Here is a 15756-nt window from a genome sequence, read left to right as displayed (position 1 = left end):
GTTGAGCGCCCGACGGAACATGCATTCCTCTCGCCTCGGTGCCACGCACCGATGAGCCACTCACCACTCCGCAGCAAGGGACGGCGCCTCATGACATACCAGGAGAAGATCTCGGGCCTCGGCGAGTTGTCGTTGGTAACCGTGCAACCCGACCTGCACGCCGAACTGCTGCACAGTTGGGTGACCCGGCCCCGCAACTCTTTCTGGGGCATGGGGTCGCACACCCTGGAAGAGGTACGCGAGATCTACGCGTACGTCGACAGCCTGCCGACGCACCACGCGTACCTGATCATGATCGACGCGGAACCGGTCGGCCTCTTCCAGACCTATCAGCCCGAGGCGGACCCGGTCGGCGAGCGCTACCCGGTGCGGCCCGGCGATGTCGGGATGCACCTGCTGCTCAGCCCTGACCGGCGCCTCGCCCAGGGCATCACCAGCGCCGTCGGCCCCGCCCTCGCCCGCTTCCTGTTCCGTGACCCCGCTGCCCAGCGGATCGTGGTCGAGCCGGACGTCCGCAACCACCTCGCGCTACGCCGGCTGGAGAGCGAGGGCTTCACCTTCGGGTCCGAGATCGACATGCCGGACAAGCGTGCCCAACTCGCGTTCCTGACGCGCGCCCGGTTTGAGTCGAACCACCCGACGTCGGCCTGACCGTCGGCTGCTCAGCGGGCGGCCTGGAACGCGCGTCCGACCAGGGTCGCCTCGGTGCCGTCGCTGAACAGCCCGGACCGGTCCTTGTCGGTGGCGGGTAGGCCGAACCAGGCGTAGCGCTGCACGTAGGAGAGTTGGCCCAGCATGCTGGTGGCCGCGGTGAGGAAGGCCGCCTGTTGCTCCTGACTGGGAAACTGCTGGCGCCCGCCGTCGAAGCGGATCAGCGCGAACTCGGTCAGCCAGATCGGCTTCTTGTACCGCTGGTACACGGCCTGCAGGTACTGCTTGAGTTGGTTCACCGCGGTGGCGGTGGTGAACTCGGCACCGAACCAGTGCAGGGTGATGAAGTCGACCCGGTGGCCGCGGGTGGTCGCGCCGGTCATGAACCTGTCGAGCCAGCCCTGCGGGTCGGCCCCGCCCCAGGCGACCGCCGGGCTGCCCAGCCTGCTTCCGGTCGCCATCAACTGCGGCCACAGGTCCAGCGCCCGCTCGACGGTCATGTTCGCCTGCTCGGGCAGGTCCGGTTCGTTGAACGTGAGCAGGTACGGCCCGGCCGCCCTGGCCCGGGCCAGATCGGCGGCGGTGACATTCTCCGCGCCGCGGATCATCGGTACGAATGTCGCACCCTGCGGACTGCTGATCCCTGGGCGCTGGGTGCCCCAGGTGTAGTACCAGCCGGCCTTCGAGTTCGCCAACGCCTGGCTGACCCCGGCGAAGTTCCACACCCCGACGCCCTTCCTCGTCGAACTGACCGCCGGTGCGGCCGGCGCCCTCGACGACGGTCGCGCACTCGGTGACGGCGCGCCGCTCGGGGATGGGACGGCGGCAGGTGTCACGGCGGGCGGGACGGCCCACGAGGGTGCGGGCGGATCGTCCGGTCGGATCACCACCAACGCGGTGAGGGCGAGGATGACGGCTGCGGCGCCACCGACCAGCGCCGGAAGCAGGCCGCGGGGCCGGTTCACCGCCAGGTTGGCGATGCCCTGTCCGCTGCCGATGTCGGCGGGCACACCGCCGGGTGGGGTCGTCCCGGCGGTGTGCCCGGCCGTCGGGTCCGGGGGGTGGTACCCGACGGCCTGCGAGGCGGCCGGGGGAAGGGCCGCGCTCGGGAAGTGGGCGCTGAGGCTGGCCGGCAGCGGCAGCAGCGACAGACCGGCGAGCAGCCGGTCGATCGGCACCAGGCCGGTGCCCAGGCGCCCGCAGGACGCGCAGTCCCGGACGTGCCGGGCCAGTCGTTTGCGCCACAGTGGATTGGGGGTGCCGTCCCACCCGACGGCCGCGGCCCGCAGGTCCGGGCAGCCGGGGCGGGTCCGTAGCGCGCGGACGACGGCCCGCGCACTCTGGATCTGTTCCTTCATCCGGTGGATCCGCACGGCGACGTGGCCTGGGGAGAGCGCGAGCGCATCGGCGACCTCGGTCCGCGCGAGCACGCCGGTCTCCTCCAGCCACCAGAGCGACAGCAGTTCCTGGTCGTCCGGGTCGAGCCGCGGGTCGCCTCGGCGACCTCGCGTCGTTGGTCGGTGAGACCGAGCCGGAGGATGGTGATCGCCGCGAAGTCGGAGGCCGGGTCGGGCACGTTGTGGATCGCATCGAGCCCGGCGTCGCGGTTGAGTGCGACCCGTCGGCGCTGCTCCCAGTCACGCACCTGACGGATGGTGATCGCCACCAGCCAGGACCGGAAGGCTGCCGGGTCGTTGAGCGCGGGCAGGTGCCGGACCACCCGTACCAATGTCTCCTGGACCACGTCGTCGACGTCGGCGTGGCCGCGGAGCGCCCGGCCGACGATGTTGTAGACCAACGGGAGGGAGGCCGCTACGACGTCATTGAGAGCGCGCTGGTCGCCCTGTCGGGCCGCGACGACCAACCCGGTGTCGGGTTGTCCTCGACCGGTTGACGACATGGGTCTCACTCCTTCTGCGCTCATCGTCAGGGCGCTAGCGCTGTGCGCGCGGACACCCTCTTGATCGGAGACCGGTGGCGGCGGGTCGGATTACGGAATTCTCCAGAGACAACTGTCGGCCACCTACCGCCCGGGTGCGAGTCAGGGCGGATGTGGATGGCTCCCGATGGCGGCGCATGGTCGACGGCGACGCCGGGTATGGTGCGTGTGTAGGTGTCGCCGGGCGCTCGCCCGCGATCGAGACACCGTGCTCTGGCGCCAGAGTGAGCGCCGGGTTTATCGCGAGGTTGTGCGGCAGGAATTGCCGACGGCCCGGGTGCACCCCCTCTGCTGAAGACAGGACCCTTTCATGACTTCGAACAACAGTGATCGACCGGCGTTGTTTCTCGCCACCGCGAGCGCCGACGGGCTCGACGACCCGGGCGTGACCTTCGACGGCAGCGAGGAGGCCATGCGGCGACTGCGCCACCCGTTCGCGGTGAACGCGAGCCGGCCGACCGCACAGGCCGGCGACAACCCGGATCAGCGCGACTGATCTGGCGGGACTACCGCCGCTCCACGGCATAGTCCGTCTGCCAGGCGGCCATCCTACTTTCGGCTAGTAATAAGTCACTCTTTCGGGTATCGTTCCGCCCATCAAGTGGAACGACATGACGCGGTGGCGAGGCCCGTGCTCGTGGCCTTGCGACAGCGCACCCCGCCCGTCCGTGCGCTCCGGTGACAGCCGGTTCGGAGATCTTCCGGTCGACCCGATCGACGGGCACATGCGGGAAGGACCATCCCATGGTCACTACCTTCGAACCGGCGACCAGCACGCGCGTCAGCCAACGTAGCGCGGTCCACAGCGGGGATGAACTGCTGGTCGCGATGGCCGCGATGCGCGCCGACGACCCCCGCCGCCCGGCACTGCGGGACCGCACCATCGAGGCGTGGTTGCCGCTCGCCCGCCACCTGGCGCGCCGTTACTCCGGACGCGGCGCAGCCGACGAGGACCTGGCCCAGACCGCCGCACTCGGTCTCATCAAGGCCGTCGACCACTTTGACTCCACCCGGGGCGTCGACTTCACCGGGTACGCCATCCCGACCATCATCGGCGAGATCAAGCGGTACTTCCGCGACCGCACCTGGGCCGTGCGGGTGCCCCGCCGCCTGCAGGAACTGCGCCTGTCGATCAGCGCGGCGAACAGCACCCTGACCCACACGTTGGGCCGCTCGCCGACCGTGGCCGACATCGCGACCTACCTCGAGCTGTCCGAGGAGACCGTGCTGGAAGGACTGGAAGGCGCCCGCGCCTACCGGGCCACCTCACTGTCCACCCCGGTCGGTGTCGACGGCAACCGGGAGCTCGGGGACACCCTCGGCGCCGACGACCACGAAATGGACCGCGTCGAGATCCGCGTCGCCCTCGGCCCCGCCCTCGCCACGCTGCCGGAACGCGAGCGCGAGATCCTGAGTCTGCGCTTTCACGGCAACCTGACCCAGGCCCAGATCGCCGACCGGATCGGCGTCTCACAGATGCACGTCTCCCGGCTGATCACCCGATCGTTGGCCGCTCTGCGCCGCCACCTCTCCGACGACAACGCCTTCTGACCACCGGCACCGTTACGGTCAAGGTTGCCGGAGGCGGTCCCCCTACCCGGGGCCGCCGGGAAGTGCCAACGAACAGGACAACCATGACCGTCCACATCGATCTTGCCGGAAAGACCGCGCTGGTCACCGGTTCTACCCAGGGAATCGGTGCCGCCATCGCCACCGGGCTCGCCCGCGCCGGGGCCCGGGTGGCGGTCAACGGCCGTACCGCCGCTGGCGTACAGCGGGCAGCGGTGGTGCTGCGCAGCGAGGTTCCCGGCGCCGACGTGATCGAGGTCGATGCCGACGTGTCCAGCGACGAGGGCACGGCGCGGGCGCTCGACCTGCTGCCCACCGTCGACATTCTGATCAACAACCTCGGCATCTTCGGCCCCACTCCGGCGCTGGAGATCTCCGATGACGAGTGGCGTCGCTACTTCGAGGTGAACGTGCTGGCCGGCGTCCGGCTGACCCGCGCCTACCTGCCCGCGATGATGGAACGCGGCTGGGGGCGGGTGCAGTACATCGCCAGCGACTCGGCGGTCGTGATCCCGGCCGAAATGATCCACTACGGCGTCTCCAAGACGGCCCTGCTCGGCGTCTCGCGCGGGTTCGCGAAGGCTGCCGCCGGCACCGGCGTGACCGTCAACTCGGTGCTCGCCGGGCCGACACACACCGGCGGCGTCGAGGACTTCGTCTCCGAACTCGTGGGCGACAGCCTGCCGTGGGATGAGGCGCAGCGGGAGTTCATGCGGCTGCACCGGCCGCAGTCCCTGCTTCAGCGGCTGATCGAGCCCGAGGAGATCGCCAACATGGTCACCTACCTCGCCTCTCCCCTCGCCTCCGCGACGACCGGCGCCGCCGTCCGGGTCGACGGCGGCTACGTCGACGCGATCATCCCGTAACCGGCTACCGCCGCCGGCACGCGTCGGCCATGAGCCGTTCAGAACTGGACGACGTGGCCCACGCGCGGTGGCGTACGACCCGCGAGGACCTCGAGCCACGCGTGCTGCAGGGCTTCGGGTCCCGTACCGACCTGGACGTCGAGCCACCCGCTCACCACGCCGGTGAACCGTCGCCAGGCCTCGGTGAACCGTTGGTCGAGCCCTTCGCGGCCCCAGTCCAGGCTGCGCTTGCGCATCTGAACCGGTGCGAAGAACACCTCCTCGGCGGCGTCGGCGTTCGGCGTCTGGTTGGTCAGCCCGACCGCGATGTCCCGGACGAGCTGATCGCCGAGGTGCCCGCGCAGAGCGGCTCGGGTCGAGGACGCGCCGGACAGGTCGAGATAGACGGTCGGGACCGCGTCCAGGACGCCGATGTCATGGTAGGCAACGACCTCGTCGTAGCAGCCGAGTGACCGCGTGAAGGCGAGGTTGCCGGGTGAGGTGAGCCCGACCAGGCGGGGGCCACGACCGTGTAGTTCGAACGCGGCGGCATAGGCGGTCTTACTGGACGCCGATGACAGCACCAGCGACGCCGCGCTGTAGAAGTCGTTGTCGACGATCTGATCGGCCAGCATGAAGGAGGTGAAGAACAGCGGCCGGAACAGGATCAGCAGGTCCTCCTGGTCCGCCCGGTACGCCGGGTCGCCGGTGGTCGACCGGTAGACGTTGTACGGCGAGGGCAGCCCCGCCCGGTGCGCGCTCGCGTCGCGGAACCCGGACTCGTCCACTCGGTCCGGCCGCACCACCAGGTGACCGGCTGGCGGGAGGTAGCCGTAGACCCGCAGCCCCGCCGCGACCTCCGGAACCCGCGACGCGATCACCTCGGCGAAGCCCCACAACGGCGGCAGCCCCCACTCCCGCCCGAGCCCGCGCGGGTCCGGCGGGAAGAACTGCCAGTAACGCATCGAGTCACCGAGCACCGCGTAGGTCACATTGTTGGCGGTGAGGCCGACGCGGTCCACGCGTAACAGCACCTCGCCGTCGGACAGAGCCGGCGTCGCGCCCTCGACGAGCGTGCTCCGACCGAGGTCGTCACGGGCCACGGCGAATGTCCACGAGTCAGCCATGGTCTGACGCTAGACAGCCCCCGAAACGGAGACAAGTGCACTGCGGGTGCAAAATCCCACTCGCCGTTGCTCAGGAGGCCGTTGCTCAGGAGCCGGACGTGTTGAGCGCGACCAGTGGCCTCTCAGGCGCCGTGCCGCCGCGCACCGGATTCCACCATCGTGGCCAGGAGGGCGGCGACCGGCACGGTGGCGAATCCGACCCGGGTGTCGCTGGCCCCGTACGGCAGCCACAGCTCGCCGTCGTGGATGAGCCCCCCGCAGGAGTAGACGACGTTGGGCACGTACCCGTCCCGGTCGGCATCGTCGGGTGACAGGAGCACACCGGGAAGCCGCCCGATGACCCGTTCCGGCCGGTGCAGGTCGAGCAGGAGCGCGCCGATCGCGTAGCGGCGCATCGGGCCGACACCGTGGGTGAGCACAAGCCAGCCGGCCTCGGTTTCGATGGGAGATCCACAGTTGCCGACCTGGATCAACTCCCAGCTGTCTCGGGGGGAATGCAGCGGGACCGGGGGCTGCCACCGGTTGTCGCCGTCCAGGCCCGTCAGACCGATGGTCTCGCCGTCGGCGCGGCACAGTGCCAGGTGCCGGCCGCCGACGGTACGCGGAAACAGCGCGATCCCCTTGTTACGGGCGCCCGGGCCGCGCATCGGGGTCATCTCGAAACGGCGCAGGTCGTTGCTGACCAGCGCGCGGGTGGCGATACTCCGGCCGTCGTAGGCGGTGTAGGTGGCCCGGTACATCGGTCCGGACTCGTCCTCGAACCTGACGAACCGGGCGTCCTCCATGCCGTTGCTCTCCACCGCCGTGGCCGGCCAGAGCACCCGTTGGTGCAGGGCCGTGTCGGCGGGGAACGCGGTGGCGTAGCTGTCGGCGTTGGTGCGACGCAGTTGTTCGAGGGTCCCCATTCCGGAGGCGCGGGAGAGCAGGTCCGCTGGCAGGTTGCCGAGCACCCGCTCGAAGGTGGCCTCGTCGTACCGGTCGGGCAGGGCGTCCAGCACAGTGGCGGTGACCTCGTTGTCGTAGTCCTCCTCGGCCAGGCCGGCGGCGAGCAGGTCCCGGCGGTGCCGTACGCCCATCCGCTGCCCGACGACCAGTGGGCCGGGACGGTCGGCGACGGCGAGCCGGCACCCGGGTCCGAGGACCGCGGTGGCGAACCCGATGGACGACAGGTGGCCCTCGCCGATCTGGCGCAGGCTGACCGCGACGCGCAGCTGGCCGGTGCCCAACTCGGTCTGGTCGGGGTGGGCCACCATGGACGGGTTGCACAGGGCGGCGGACTCGACGGCGTACTCGTGGCTGAAGTAGGCGCCGACCAGGAGCCGGCTGGTCGGGGAGAGATCCCCGGCCCGGGCGGCACGGTGCCGGACGAGGTCGTAGTGGTGGTGGAACGTGCCGGCCAGATCGCGGTGCCGGCTGCCGAAACGGTCGAAGGTGTCCCGCAGGAGCCGGCCGGTCTCCTCGTCGTCGAGGTGCGCGACGCGGTCGATGAGCGCCCGCGCGCGGGTGCGTACCACCGCGGCGTCCTCACCCGGGACGAAGAGCTTGACGATGACCCGGCGTGGATCCGGGGTGAGGGTGACGTCCTGCCGGACGGCCAGGTTTTCGGTCACGACCACCTCCGGGCGTGCTGCAGGGTGGAGATGAGCGCGAGGGTCGATTCGGCGCCCTGGTTGAGGTTCGGTCCGTGCGCGGTCAGCCCGTCGTAGCCGCCGCCGGTCGCCGGATCCCACATCGGCGTGCCGAGGTCGTTGTCGCCGAGGAACCAGCCGATCGCCTGCCTGATCCCGGTCTCCCAGTCGAGGTCGCCGGTGACCGCGGCGGCCGTGGCGCAGGCATCGGCGAGGGCGGCGACCTCGATCGGCTGCTGGTCGTGGTGGAACCGCACCGCGCCGTGCCGCCATCCCTTGGCGGGCACAACCGACAGCCGTCCGTCGCGGAGCTGGACGTCGCGCAGCCAGGTCAGCATCCGCAGACCATCGTCGAGGGGTGGGCCGCCGTGGCGCAGCTGGCTGGCGACGATGACAACCTCGGCGAGGGCCGGGTTGGCGTAGGTCAGCTGCTCCCTCGGCCAGGGCCATCGCGGGTCGGCCGCGGGGGCGCCGACGGTGGTGGCCGCGTCCGCCAGCAGCGTGGCCGCCGTGGAGTGGCCCGGGTGGCGGCGCAGCACCTCGGCCGCGCCGAGCCCGGCGAAGGCCATGGCGTGCGGCGCCGGGGAACGCCGCGCGACACCCCTGCTGAAGGCGACCAGCGCCTCCTCCCGTATCCAGGCGGCGGGGCTGCGGGCGACGGCGGTGCCCAACCCCCACAGCGCCCGGCCCCACCAGTCGCCGAGCCCCGGCTCGTCGGTCCAACGCCGGTCGTGCCCGAGCCGGTTGTGGAAGGCGCCGCTGGCGTCCTGGGCGTGGGTCAGGAAGGCGAGATAGCGCTCGGCGAGCCGGAGCACCTCCTCGCTCGGCTCCGGCTCGCGGCTGGTGACGACCAGGCCACGGGCCACGTCATCGGTGCAGTAGCCGTGCTCGCGGCGGACGATGGCGTGCCGGGCGTGCTCGAACAGACCGGTGTCGTCGCTCAGCCGGATCAGGTGCGCGAAGCTCGGGGCGGGCGCCGTCACCCAACGGGCGCCGGACGGCATGCGAGGGTGGCCGGTGGTCGCGGTCACACCGATGCCGCGCTGACGGCGGCCGGCCTGGTCTCGGTGAGCCCTTCGGCGAGAGTGGCGTAGCGGGCCGCGACCGTCGGCCAGCGCAGGTTCGCGGCCAGCGGCCGGACGCGGCCGGCCAGCCGGGCGGTCAGCCCCGGTTCGGTCAGGATCCGCCGGATCGCGGCGGCCAGCGCGGTCGGATCCCGGTGGGGTACGACCAGACCGGGCCCGCCGGTGAGCAGCTCGACGGCGTGCGGGAACGCCGTGGCCACGACGGGCACCCCGGCGGCCACGGCCTCGATGAGCACACCGGAAGTGACCTGTTCGCGAGAGTCATAGGGCAGGACGACCACGTCGGCGGAGCGGATCAACCGGCCGAGCGCCTCCTGGTCGTGGTAGACGTCCTGGTAGTCCACGGCGTGCGCGATGCCCAGCTGGGCGCCGAGCCGGTGCAGCCCCGACCGGTACGTCTCACCCTGGTGCTCGATCACCTTCGGATGGGTCCGACCCGCCACGGTGTAGGTGGGTGCCGGTTCCAGGTCCTGCAACCGGGCAAGCGCCCGCAACGACCATTCGAGGCCCTTGCCGGGGCCGAGCAGCCCCCAGGTCAGCAGGTGCGGTCGGGTACGTCGGTCGACGGGTACGCCGACGTGATCGGCGGCGCCGTGCGGGATGACCGTCACCTTGTCCGGGGTCACGGAGTAGCCGACGAGCAGCCGGTCCCGGGCGGTGTCGGTCATCGTGACGACCGCCCCGGCGGTGGCGGCGATCTGCTCCAGCAGGGACTTCTGCCGGGCGGAGGGCTGGCGGAGCACGGTGTGCAGGACCACGATGCTCGGCACGGTCAGCCGGCGCAGCAACGGCAGGACGTCCTCGCCGTCGGTGCCGGGGTAGATGCCGTACTCGTGCTGGACGATGGCCACGTCGAAGGTGTTCAGGGCCGCGGCGGCGTCCCGCCAGCCGGCCGAGGTCCGCGCCGACCAGGTGTGCACGACCCCGGGCCCGGGTCGCGGGTCGTCGCCGTGGTCGGTGACCCGCACGATGCCGCCGCGCGTGCCGTCGGCGGTCAGGTGGGCGGCGAGGGCGGAGTTGAAGGTGGCCAGTCCGCACCGGGTCGGTGGGTGGGTGCTGAGGAATCCGTAGCTGGGCATGGGCGTGTCGGGCCTTCCGGTTGTCGGCTGCCCATGGCGTACGGGGGCGAAACCTCACGCGGTGTCGACGTACGCCGGCCAGCGTGTGTGGCCGGCGGAACGGATTGGTGCGGTCAGCTACGGACGGGACCTGACCAGGCCTGCCTGGTCAGGAACGGTCGGTCGCTCGGCGGGTTCCGCGTTGCGGCGAATGACCTGGTCGTAGACGGAGAGATAGTCGGTGACCATCCGGTCCGCGCTGAAGCGCTGCCGCGCCCGCGCCCGGCAACCGGCCCGGTCGAGGCCGGCGACCCGGGTCACCGCGTCGACGGCCTGCTCGACGGTGTGCACGAGGAATCCCGTCACCCCATCGTCGACGACCTCCGGCATGGACCCCCGGGCGTACGCGACTACCGGCGTGCCGCAGACCATCGACTCCACCACCGACAGTCCGAACGGCTCGTCGAAGGCGATCGGGTGCAGCAGGGCGGTGCTGGTGCCCAGCACCTCCGCGCGTCGTCGGGGACCCACGGATCCGAGGAAGACGACCTGGTCACCGTCGATGTGCGGGGCCACCTGCTCGGCGAAGTAGCGCTCGTCCTGGACGATGCCGCAGATGGTCAGCGGCCGGCCGGCACGGCGGGCGATCTCGATGGCGGTGTGGGTGCCCTTGTCGGGGTGGATCCGGCCGAACGCGGCCAGTCCGGGGCCGGCGTCCCGGGTGAACGGCAGCCCGGTGAGATCGACGCCGTGCTGCACCGTGGCGACGTAGTCGAGCTCGGGGGCCCGGTCAGCGTCGGAGATCGACACGTAGGACGAGCGGGCTCGGGCGTAGGCGGGCAGGATCCCCGCGCCTGAGAAGCCGTGCACGGTGGTGAGCAGCGGAGCGCGACAGTGTTCGGCGAAGGCCAGCGGCAGCCAGTCGAGGTGGCTGTGCACCAGGTCGAACTGCGCCGAGCGGGCCAACGCGTAGGAGACGTGCATCGCCTCCCACACCCGGCCGTCCATGTCGGGATCTTCCGCGTACCCCCGGGGGCAGACGCCGTCGAGCTGGGCGGAGGTGACGGAGTCCAGCGTCGCGAACAGGGTCACGTCCACGCCGCGACTGGCCAGCCCTTCGGCGAGCAGTCCGGTCACCTGCTCCCAGGGGCCGTAGTGGTGCGGGGGTGTGCGCCAGGCGACCGGTCCGAGCAGCGCAACCCTCACGGGGAGGGCGCGTCGACGAGCTCAGCAGGATCGAGGTGCAGGGTGGCGAGCAGCCCGGTGTGCTTGGCCGGGTCGACGCGCTCGGGAAGTTCGCGCTCGACCCAGTCGGCCCTGGCCTGCTGACCCCGGTCGCGAAGGGCATTGACGATCTTGCTTCGGGCGATCCTCATCTGGTGCTCCCTGATAGTGCCGTCCGGAACGATCATGCTCATGGACGGCGGTGTGAACGCGGGTCGGGTCTCACCAGTGGCCATCGCGCCGAACCCGAGATGTGCGGTAGTCGGTGAATCCGACGGCCGGGACGAGGTCGGCGAATCATCAACACGACCAGCACATCGCGGCGATGGGGATCGATAACGCCCCTTACGGGCTGGTGGCGACGGCATCTGGCGACCACCGGAGGTCCCGGGCGACATGTTCACCGTACGCCCTCGCGGTGTGGGACTGCACCTTCACCGCTGGCCGGGCTCGTCGGAAACTGCCTGCACAGCGGTACCAACTGCGGAGGCGTACGCTGGAATCGCCCGCCGCCGCACATCCATCGGCCAGGACGCCGACTCTCCGTGGCGCCGATGGCCGGCACCCCCCGCATCGGCACGCCCGAGCCGCGACGGTCTGTCGCCGGCCCGCTCTCACCCCGCCCCGCGCTGGCGCGCGCATACAGCCAGCTACGCCGGGCACCCATCGGAAGGCGGCGGTTCGTCCTGACCGCACCCCGAGACAGGCACGTCCGACCCTCCCCCATCAATGGACACGACGGCCCCGCCGCTGCCCGCCCGGCGCCGCTTCGGCCACCGTCCCATCAGGAAAGCTGAGCCAGCCATGTCCGTCACCCCGCAGCACGCCATCCCGGTCATCGCCTCGACGTCGGCCGCACCTCGGCTCGTTCTCGCCACCGCCCGGGGCCGGACGGTGCTCGACGGCGGCTGGTGGCCGCGGTCCTGGGATCCGACCGCCGAACTCCCCGGCCTTCTCCTCGCCCTCACCGAACGACATGGCCGGATCCGGCACCTCATGCTCAACATCCGCGCCTGGGACAACCGGCCCCGTCGGTTGACCGTCGGACCGGACATGGTTCGCATCGGCTGGTTCGACACCCTCGACCCGGCCGTGCTGATCGCCACCACCGGCCAGGACATCCAGGTCGACCTGCTCGTGGTGCCGCCCGTCACCCCACCGGCCGCAGCCGAGTGGGCGATGGCTACCGCCGCCGACCCGGCCAACCTCCGACGCGCGCCCGACATCCTGGCCGCCGCCCGGGTGCAGCCGAAGCCGACAACCCGCGCCGATCGGTACGAGATCTGGGACAACGAGGGTGGTAGCAACGCCGTTGCCACGAAGGGCAGGGGTCATCGAGCCAGCCCGACGCGCTAGTGGCCGATCCAGCCGAAAGAGGACAGCCTGCGGCTTTGCCCGAATTGGAGCCGGTGTCTCACTACCATCAAGGGCCCGGAGTCACTAGACGGGCGCCTGATGACGATCGATCGAGCGGTGGGGCTGTCCCGCGAGGATGAGGGGCCTCAGCGGGCAACGCTGCTGGAGCTGTTTCTCGATCTGGTGTTCGTCGCTGCGCTCGCCCTGACGTCCCGAACCTTGGCGCAGCGTCTCGACTGGGTAGGCGCCTTCCAGACCGTGCTGCTGCTGATGGCGATCTGGTGGGTCTGGTCCGCTACCGCGCTGGCAACCGACCTTTACCACACGCAGCGACCCCCCATTTTCGTCACGACGCTCTGGGTCATGCTCGGGACCATCCTGCTGACTGGCTCACTGCCCGGAGCCTTCGCCGAGCACGCTCTGCTTTTCGCGGGCGCATACGTGGCGATCCAGGTGGGACGTGGCATCTTTCTCGTCGCCGCGCTGCACGGCCGCGGCGCGGCGCAACTGCCCGCCAGGCGGTTCATCTTCTGGTTCGGCGTGTCCGCCGTACCGTGGCTCGCTGGTGGTCTCGTGGCAGGCCCGGCGCGGGGCCTGCTGTGGACCGCTGCGCTCGCGGTCGACTACGGGGCAGCCTGGCTCCGCTACCCGACGCCGCGACTGGGCCGGCTACCCATGCGCCAGTACGCGGTGGCAGCCGACCACCTGGCGGAGCGCTACCAGCAGTTCTTCACTCTCGCCCTCGGTGATCTCATCCTCGTCACCACACTGGCCTTCGCCGACAACAATGTGACGCCCATCCGTACGGTGGCGCTCCTGGTCGGCTTCGCCGCCACCGTGCTGCTGTGGCAGATCTATGTCCACCGCGCCGGTGCCCTGCTGCAAGCCGCCATCGAGGCCTCCCGGGATCCGGGCGGATTCGTGCGGTCTGCGCCCTACACCCACCTGCTCATGGTGGCCGGAGTGGTCGCCACCGCCGCCGGTTTCGAAGTCGTCATCATCCACCCCACCGAGCAGACGCCGCCCTGGTTGGCCGGCGTCATTCTCGGCGGACCCGCGTTGTTCCTGGCCGGACGCGCCAGGTTCGAGTACGAGGTGTTCAGCCGGGTGTCCCCGTCCCGGCTGGTCGCGCTGCTCGTGCTGGTGGTCGCGGGACCCGCTCTGTTGCTCACGCCCGCGCTGGTGGCCGGTCTCGCCGCCGCCCTCGTACTGGCCGGGGTCGCCGTCTCGGACGGCATCCGCGCCTACGGAAACCCACCCGAGCCGCCAGCGCCCTCCGTGTAGCGGAAGGTCAGGGTCGCAGCACCACCTTCCCCGCCCGGCTGCGGGTCTCGGCGAAGACGGGTGCGGCGGCCACCTCGGTGAGCGGATGGCGGGCCGCGATCTGCGGCACGATCAATCCTTGGCGGCAGCAGGTCGAGCAGGTGCAGGCGGGCCAGCACCCCGATGAAGACCCACAACCGTCAAGCCGTCCTCAGGGAGCGATACGCAGGACCCGGATCGAGCTGTCGTCGTAGTCGCTGAAGCGGTACCGGAGCCCGGCGAACGGGCTGCCGGGGAAGTCGCCGTTGATCGTCGCGGTCACGATGGTGCCGGCGGGGGTGTCCTCGACGTCGGTGATCTCGTACGTCACCAGCGGCACCTCACGGCGCCACCGGCGGATGGCCTCGACGCCGCGGTACTCGGTCGACTCATCCTCGACGACGGCGTCGTCGGCGAAGAGGGCGAAGTAGTCATCGTGGTCCGGCTGGCCGGCGAGCTCGAAGTAGCGGCGGATGATTGCCGGCGCGGTGTGGCTGGCGGTCATGGTCAATGTCCTTTCCGGAGGGATTGATCGGGGTCGGGTCAGACGGTCGGGATGGTGCCGCCGTCGATGACGTGTTCCGCGCCGACGATCGCCGAGGCGCGGTCGGAGACCAGGAACGCCACCAGGTCGGCCACCTCGGCCGGCTGGGCCGGGCGGCCCAGCGGGATCCCGCCCAGGGAGTCCATCAGCTGCCCGAGGGCGGTGTCGCGGTCGACGCCGTTCCCAGTGGCGAGGCGGTCGACCAGCGCGTCGGCGGCAGTGGTCTGGATGAAGCCGGGCGCGACGCTGTTGACCCGGACGCCGTGCGGTGCGACCTCGTTGGCCAGACCCTTGCTGTACGCGGTCAGCGCCGCCTTGGCGGCCGCGTACCCCAGGGTGGCCTCGTACATCGGCTTGCGGCGCTGGATCGAGGAGACGTGCACGATCGCACCGGAGCGCTGCTCGATCATTGCTGGGACGAGGCGTCGGTCTAGCCGGACCGCGCCGAGGAGGTTGAGGTTCAACTCCTCCATCCAGGCCTGCTCGCTGAGCGCCGCGAAGCCACCGGCCGGGGCATGCGACCCGCCGACGACGTGTACGACGATGTCGGCACCGCCCGCGACGAGCAGCCGCTCCGCCACCACCTCGGCGCCGTCGACACTCGACGTGTCGGCGGCGATGAACCGGTCAGCGAACTCGAGCCCGTCGGGCGGGGTGCGGGCGCTGACCCACACGTCCGCCCCGGCCTCGCGCAGCCGGGCGGCGATGGCCGCACCGGCGCCCTTCGTTCCCCCGGTCACCAGGGCGCGGCGCCCGTGCAGTGAGTCCCGCGCGGACGACGTTGCGGACATCGTTACCCCTCCAGGCAGCATGAAGTGGACGTCTCCGAGACGCCGTATAGTTGCTTCTGAAACAGCACCTACTGACTTCGAGACTAGCACCGACTCGGGAGAGGGCATCTTCGTGGCAGGGAAGATCCGGCTGGAGGACCGCGAATGCCCGCTGTCCAGCGCACTGGGCTACGTGGGCGAGTGGTGGACGCTCCTGATCTTGCATGATGCTTTCGACGGCTACACCCGCTTTGATCAGTTCCAGGCCAATCTGGGTGTCTCGTCCAGCATTCTGACGAGCCGGCTCAAGACGCTCACCAGCCAGGGGCTGCTCGAACGGCGCCGCTACCAGACCAGGCCGGACCGCTACGAGTACGTCCTCACCGACCTCGGGCGCAGCCTGCGCCCCATCGTCGTCGCCCTCGCCGCCTGGGGAAACTCCCGCCTCGACCCCAGCGAGCGCAGCATGATCCTGGTCGACCGGCACACCGGCGTGGAGGCCGACCCGATCATCGTCGACCGGAGCAGCGGACGTGCGCTCGACGACAGCGACTTCGTCTTCGCCGCCGGCCCCGCCGCGAGCGAGGCCATGCGCAAGCGCTACGAGCACATCCCGACCCGAACGGTCCCCGACCAGCACCAACCCTGACGGTCAGCG

General features: G+C 70.8%; 17 protein-coding genes. 7 read left to right on the top strand and 10 right to left on the bottom strand.

Annotation, left to right across the window (positions count from 1 at the left end):
* The first annotated feature begins 90 nt into the window (after positions 1 to 90).
* Positions 91 to 651: a GNAT family N-acetyltransferase gene (locus tag OG470_RS10310; protein WP_328423089.1), complete on the top strand. Its 561-nt coding sequence runs from the start codon at positions 91 to 93 to the stop codon at positions 649 to 651.
* A gap of 11 nt (positions 652 to 662) precedes the next feature.
* Here OG470_RS10310 and OG470_RS10305 read toward each other — a convergent pair whose 3' ends face one another.
* Entirely contained in the window at positions 663 to 2081 is a 1419-nt protein-coding gene (locus tag OG470_RS10305) for a glycoside hydrolase family protein (RefSeq protein WP_328423087.1), read from the bottom strand.
* Positions 2006 to 2551: an RNA polymerase sigma factor gene (locus OG470_RS10300; RefSeq protein WP_328423085.1), complete on the bottom strand. Its 546-nt coding sequence runs from the start codon at positions 2549 to 2551 to the stop codon at positions 2006 to 2008. The genes OG470_RS10305 and OG470_RS10300 overlap by 76 nt, the downstream gene beginning before the upstream one ends.
* Positions 2552 to 2900: 349 nt before the next feature.
* On the opposite strand from OG470_RS10300, the gene OG470_RS10295 reads away from it, so the two are divergent.
* The 3 genes from OG470_RS10295 (at position 2901) to OG470_RS10285 (ending at position 5025) form a co-directional block, all read left to right on the top strand.
* Complete coding sequence (locus OG470_RS10295; RefSeq protein ID WP_328423083.1) at positions 2901 to 3086, top strand: hypothetical protein; 186 nt, start codon at positions 2901 to 2903, stop codon at positions 3084 to 3086.
* 248 nt (positions 3087 to 3334) lie between these two features.
* Entirely contained in the window at positions 3335 to 4141 is an 807-nt protein-coding gene (locus OG470_RS10290; RefSeq protein ID WP_328423081.1) for a SigB/SigF/SigG family RNA polymerase sigma factor, read from the top strand.
* Positions 4142 to 4224: 83 nt separating this feature from the next.
* Positions 4225 to 5025, top strand: a complete 801-nt coding sequence (locus tag OG470_RS10285; RefSeq protein ID WP_328423079.1) for an SDR family NAD(P)-dependent oxidoreductase — start codon at positions 4225 to 4227, stop codon at positions 5023 to 5025.
* 38 nt (positions 5026 to 5063) lie between these two features.
* Here OG470_RS10285 and OG470_RS10280 read toward each other — a convergent pair whose 3' ends face one another.
* The 6 genes from OG470_RS10280 to OG470_RS10255 form a co-directional block, all read right to left on the bottom strand.
* Entirely contained in the window at positions 5064 to 6131 is a 1068-nt protein-coding gene (locus tag OG470_RS10280) for a DUF2855 family protein (protein ID WP_328423078.1), read from the bottom strand.
* A gap of 122 nt (positions 6132 to 6253) precedes the next feature.
* A complete protein-coding gene (locus tag OG470_RS10275; protein WP_328423077.1) occupies positions 6254 to 7741 on the bottom strand; it encodes a glycoside hydrolase family 130 protein in 1488 nt (495 codons plus the stop codon).
* Complete coding sequence (locus OG470_RS10270) at positions 7738 to 8763, bottom strand: glycosyltransferase (RefSeq protein ID WP_328423076.1); 1026 nt, start codon at positions 8761 to 8763, stop codon at positions 7738 to 7740. Before OG470_RS10270 ends, OG470_RS10275 begins: the two co-directional genes overlap by 4 nt.
* Before the next feature lie 23 nt (positions 8764 to 8786).
* The gene (locus OG470_RS10265) at positions 8787 to 9923 is read right to left on the bottom strand and encodes a glycosyltransferase (protein WP_328423074.1); all 1137 of its coding nucleotides are present in this window, start codon (positions 9921 to 9923) and stop codon (positions 8787 to 8789) included.
* A gap of 117 nt (positions 9924 to 10040) precedes the next feature.
* Entirely contained in the window at positions 10041 to 11108 is a 1068-nt protein-coding gene (locus OG470_RS10260; RefSeq protein WP_328423072.1) for a glycosyltransferase family 4 protein, read from the bottom strand.
* Positions 11105 to 11278, bottom strand: a complete 174-nt coding sequence (locus OG470_RS10255; RefSeq protein WP_328423070.1) for a hypothetical protein — start codon at positions 11276 to 11278, stop codon at positions 11105 to 11107. The genes OG470_RS10260 and OG470_RS10255 overlap by 4 nt, the downstream gene beginning before the upstream one ends.
* A 652-nt stretch (positions 11279 to 11930) precedes the next feature.
* Here OG470_RS10255 and OG470_RS10250 point away from each other — a divergent pair.
* Both OG470_RS10250 and OG470_RS10245 read left to right on the top strand, forming a co-directional pair.
* Positions 11931 to 12482 carry a DUF5994 family protein gene (locus tag OG470_RS10250; RefSeq protein ID WP_328423068.1) on the top strand — a complete coding sequence of 184 codons (552 nt, stop codon included), beginning with the start codon at positions 11931 to 11933 and terminating at the stop codon, positions 12480 to 12482.
* A gap of 99 nt (positions 12483 to 12581) precedes the next feature.
* The gene (locus OG470_RS10245; protein WP_328423066.1) at positions 12582 to 13766 is read left to right on the top strand and encodes a low temperature requirement protein A; all 1185 of its coding nucleotides are present in this window, start codon (positions 12582 to 12584) and stop codon (positions 13764 to 13766) included.
* Positions 13767 to 13956: 190 nt separating this feature from the next.
* Here OG470_RS10245 and OG470_RS10240 read toward each other — a convergent pair whose 3' ends face one another.
* Both OG470_RS10240 and OG470_RS10235 read right to left on the bottom strand, forming a co-directional pair.
* Positions 13957 to 14289 (bottom strand): nuclear transport factor 2 family protein, encoded by a 333-nt coding sequence (locus tag OG470_RS10240; protein ID WP_328423064.1) that lies wholly within the window; start codon positions 14287 to 14289, stop codon positions 13957 to 13959.
* 38 nt (positions 14290 to 14327) lie between these two features.
* Positions 14328 to 15119, bottom strand: coding sequence for an SDR family oxidoreductase (locus OG470_RS10235; protein WP_328423062.1), 792 nt, complete (start codon positions 15117 to 15119; stop codon positions 14328 to 14330).
* A 112-nt stretch (positions 15120 to 15231) separates the two neighbouring features.
* On the opposite strand from OG470_RS10235, the gene OG470_RS10230 reads away from it, so the two are divergent.
* On the top strand, positions 15232 to 15747 hold the full coding sequence (locus tag OG470_RS10230) for a winged helix-turn-helix transcriptional regulator (protein WP_328423060.1): 516 nt from the start codon (positions 15232 to 15234) through the stop codon (positions 15745 to 15747).
* Positions 15748 to 15756: the final 9 nt, after the last annotated feature.

The organism is Micromonospora sp. NBC_00389 (assembly GCF_036059255.1).
In the GTDB taxonomy this organism is placed as follows: Bacteria; Actinomycetota; Actinomycetes; order Mycobacteriales; family Micromonosporaceae; genus Micromonospora.
Note: the sequence above shows the minus strand (reverse complement) of the source record. Positions and strands in the feature narration are given on the sequence as shown.

What these genes read in the sequence shown, in the direction of transcription:
- OG470_RS10310 (WP_328423089.1), top strand. Translation starts at nt 91, where the DNA reads ATGACATACCAGGAGAAGATCTCGGGCCTCGGCGAGTTGTCGTTGGTA.
- OG470_RS10300 (WP_328423085.1), bottom strand. Translation starts at nt 2,551, where the DNA reads ATGTCGTCAACCGGTCGAGGACAACCCGACACCGGGTTGGTCGTCGCG.
- OG470_RS10295 (WP_328423083.1), top strand. Translation starts at nt 2,901, where the DNA reads ATGACTTCGAACAACAGTGATCGACCGGCGTTGTTTCTCGCCACCGCG.
- OG470_RS10290 (WP_328423081.1), top strand. Translation starts at nt 3,335, where the DNA reads ATGGTCACTACCTTCGAACCGGCGACCAGCACGCGCGTCAGCCAACGT.
- OG470_RS10285 (WP_328423079.1), top strand. Translation starts at nt 4,225, where the DNA reads ATGACCGTCCACATCGATCTTGCCGGAAAGACCGCGCTGGTCACCGGT.
- OG470_RS10280 (WP_328423078.1), bottom strand. Translation starts at nt 6,131, where the DNA reads ATGGCTGACTCGTGGACATTCGCCGTGGCCCGTGACGACCTCGGTCGG.
- OG470_RS10270 (WP_328423076.1), bottom strand. Translation starts at nt 8,763, where the DNA reads ATGCCGTCCGGCGCCCGTTGGGTGACGGCGCCCGCCCCGAGCTTCGCG.
- OG470_RS10265 (WP_328423074.1), bottom strand. Translation starts at nt 9,923, where the DNA reads ATGCCCAGCTACGGATTCCTCAGCACCCACCCACCGACCCGGTGCGGA.
- OG470_RS10255 (WP_328423070.1), bottom strand. Translation starts at nt 11,278, where the DNA reads ATGAGGATCGCCCGAAGCAAGATCGTCAATGCCCTTCGCGACCGGGGT.
- OG470_RS10250 (WP_328423068.1), top strand. Translation starts at nt 11,931, where the DNA reads ATGTCCGTCACCCCGCAGCACGCCATCCCGGTCATCGCCTCGACGTCG.
- OG470_RS10245 (WP_328423066.1), top strand. Translation starts at nt 12,582, where the DNA reads ATGACGATCGATCGAGCGGTGGGGCTGTCCCGCGAGGATGAGGGGCCT.
- OG470_RS10240 (WP_328423064.1), bottom strand. Translation starts at nt 14,289, where the DNA reads ATGACCGCCAGCCACACCGCGCCGGCAATCATCCGCCGCTACTTCGAG.
- OG470_RS10235 (WP_328423062.1), bottom strand. Translation starts at nt 15,119, where the DNA reads ATGTCCGCAACGTCGTCCGCGCGGGACTCACTGCACGGGCGCCGCGCC.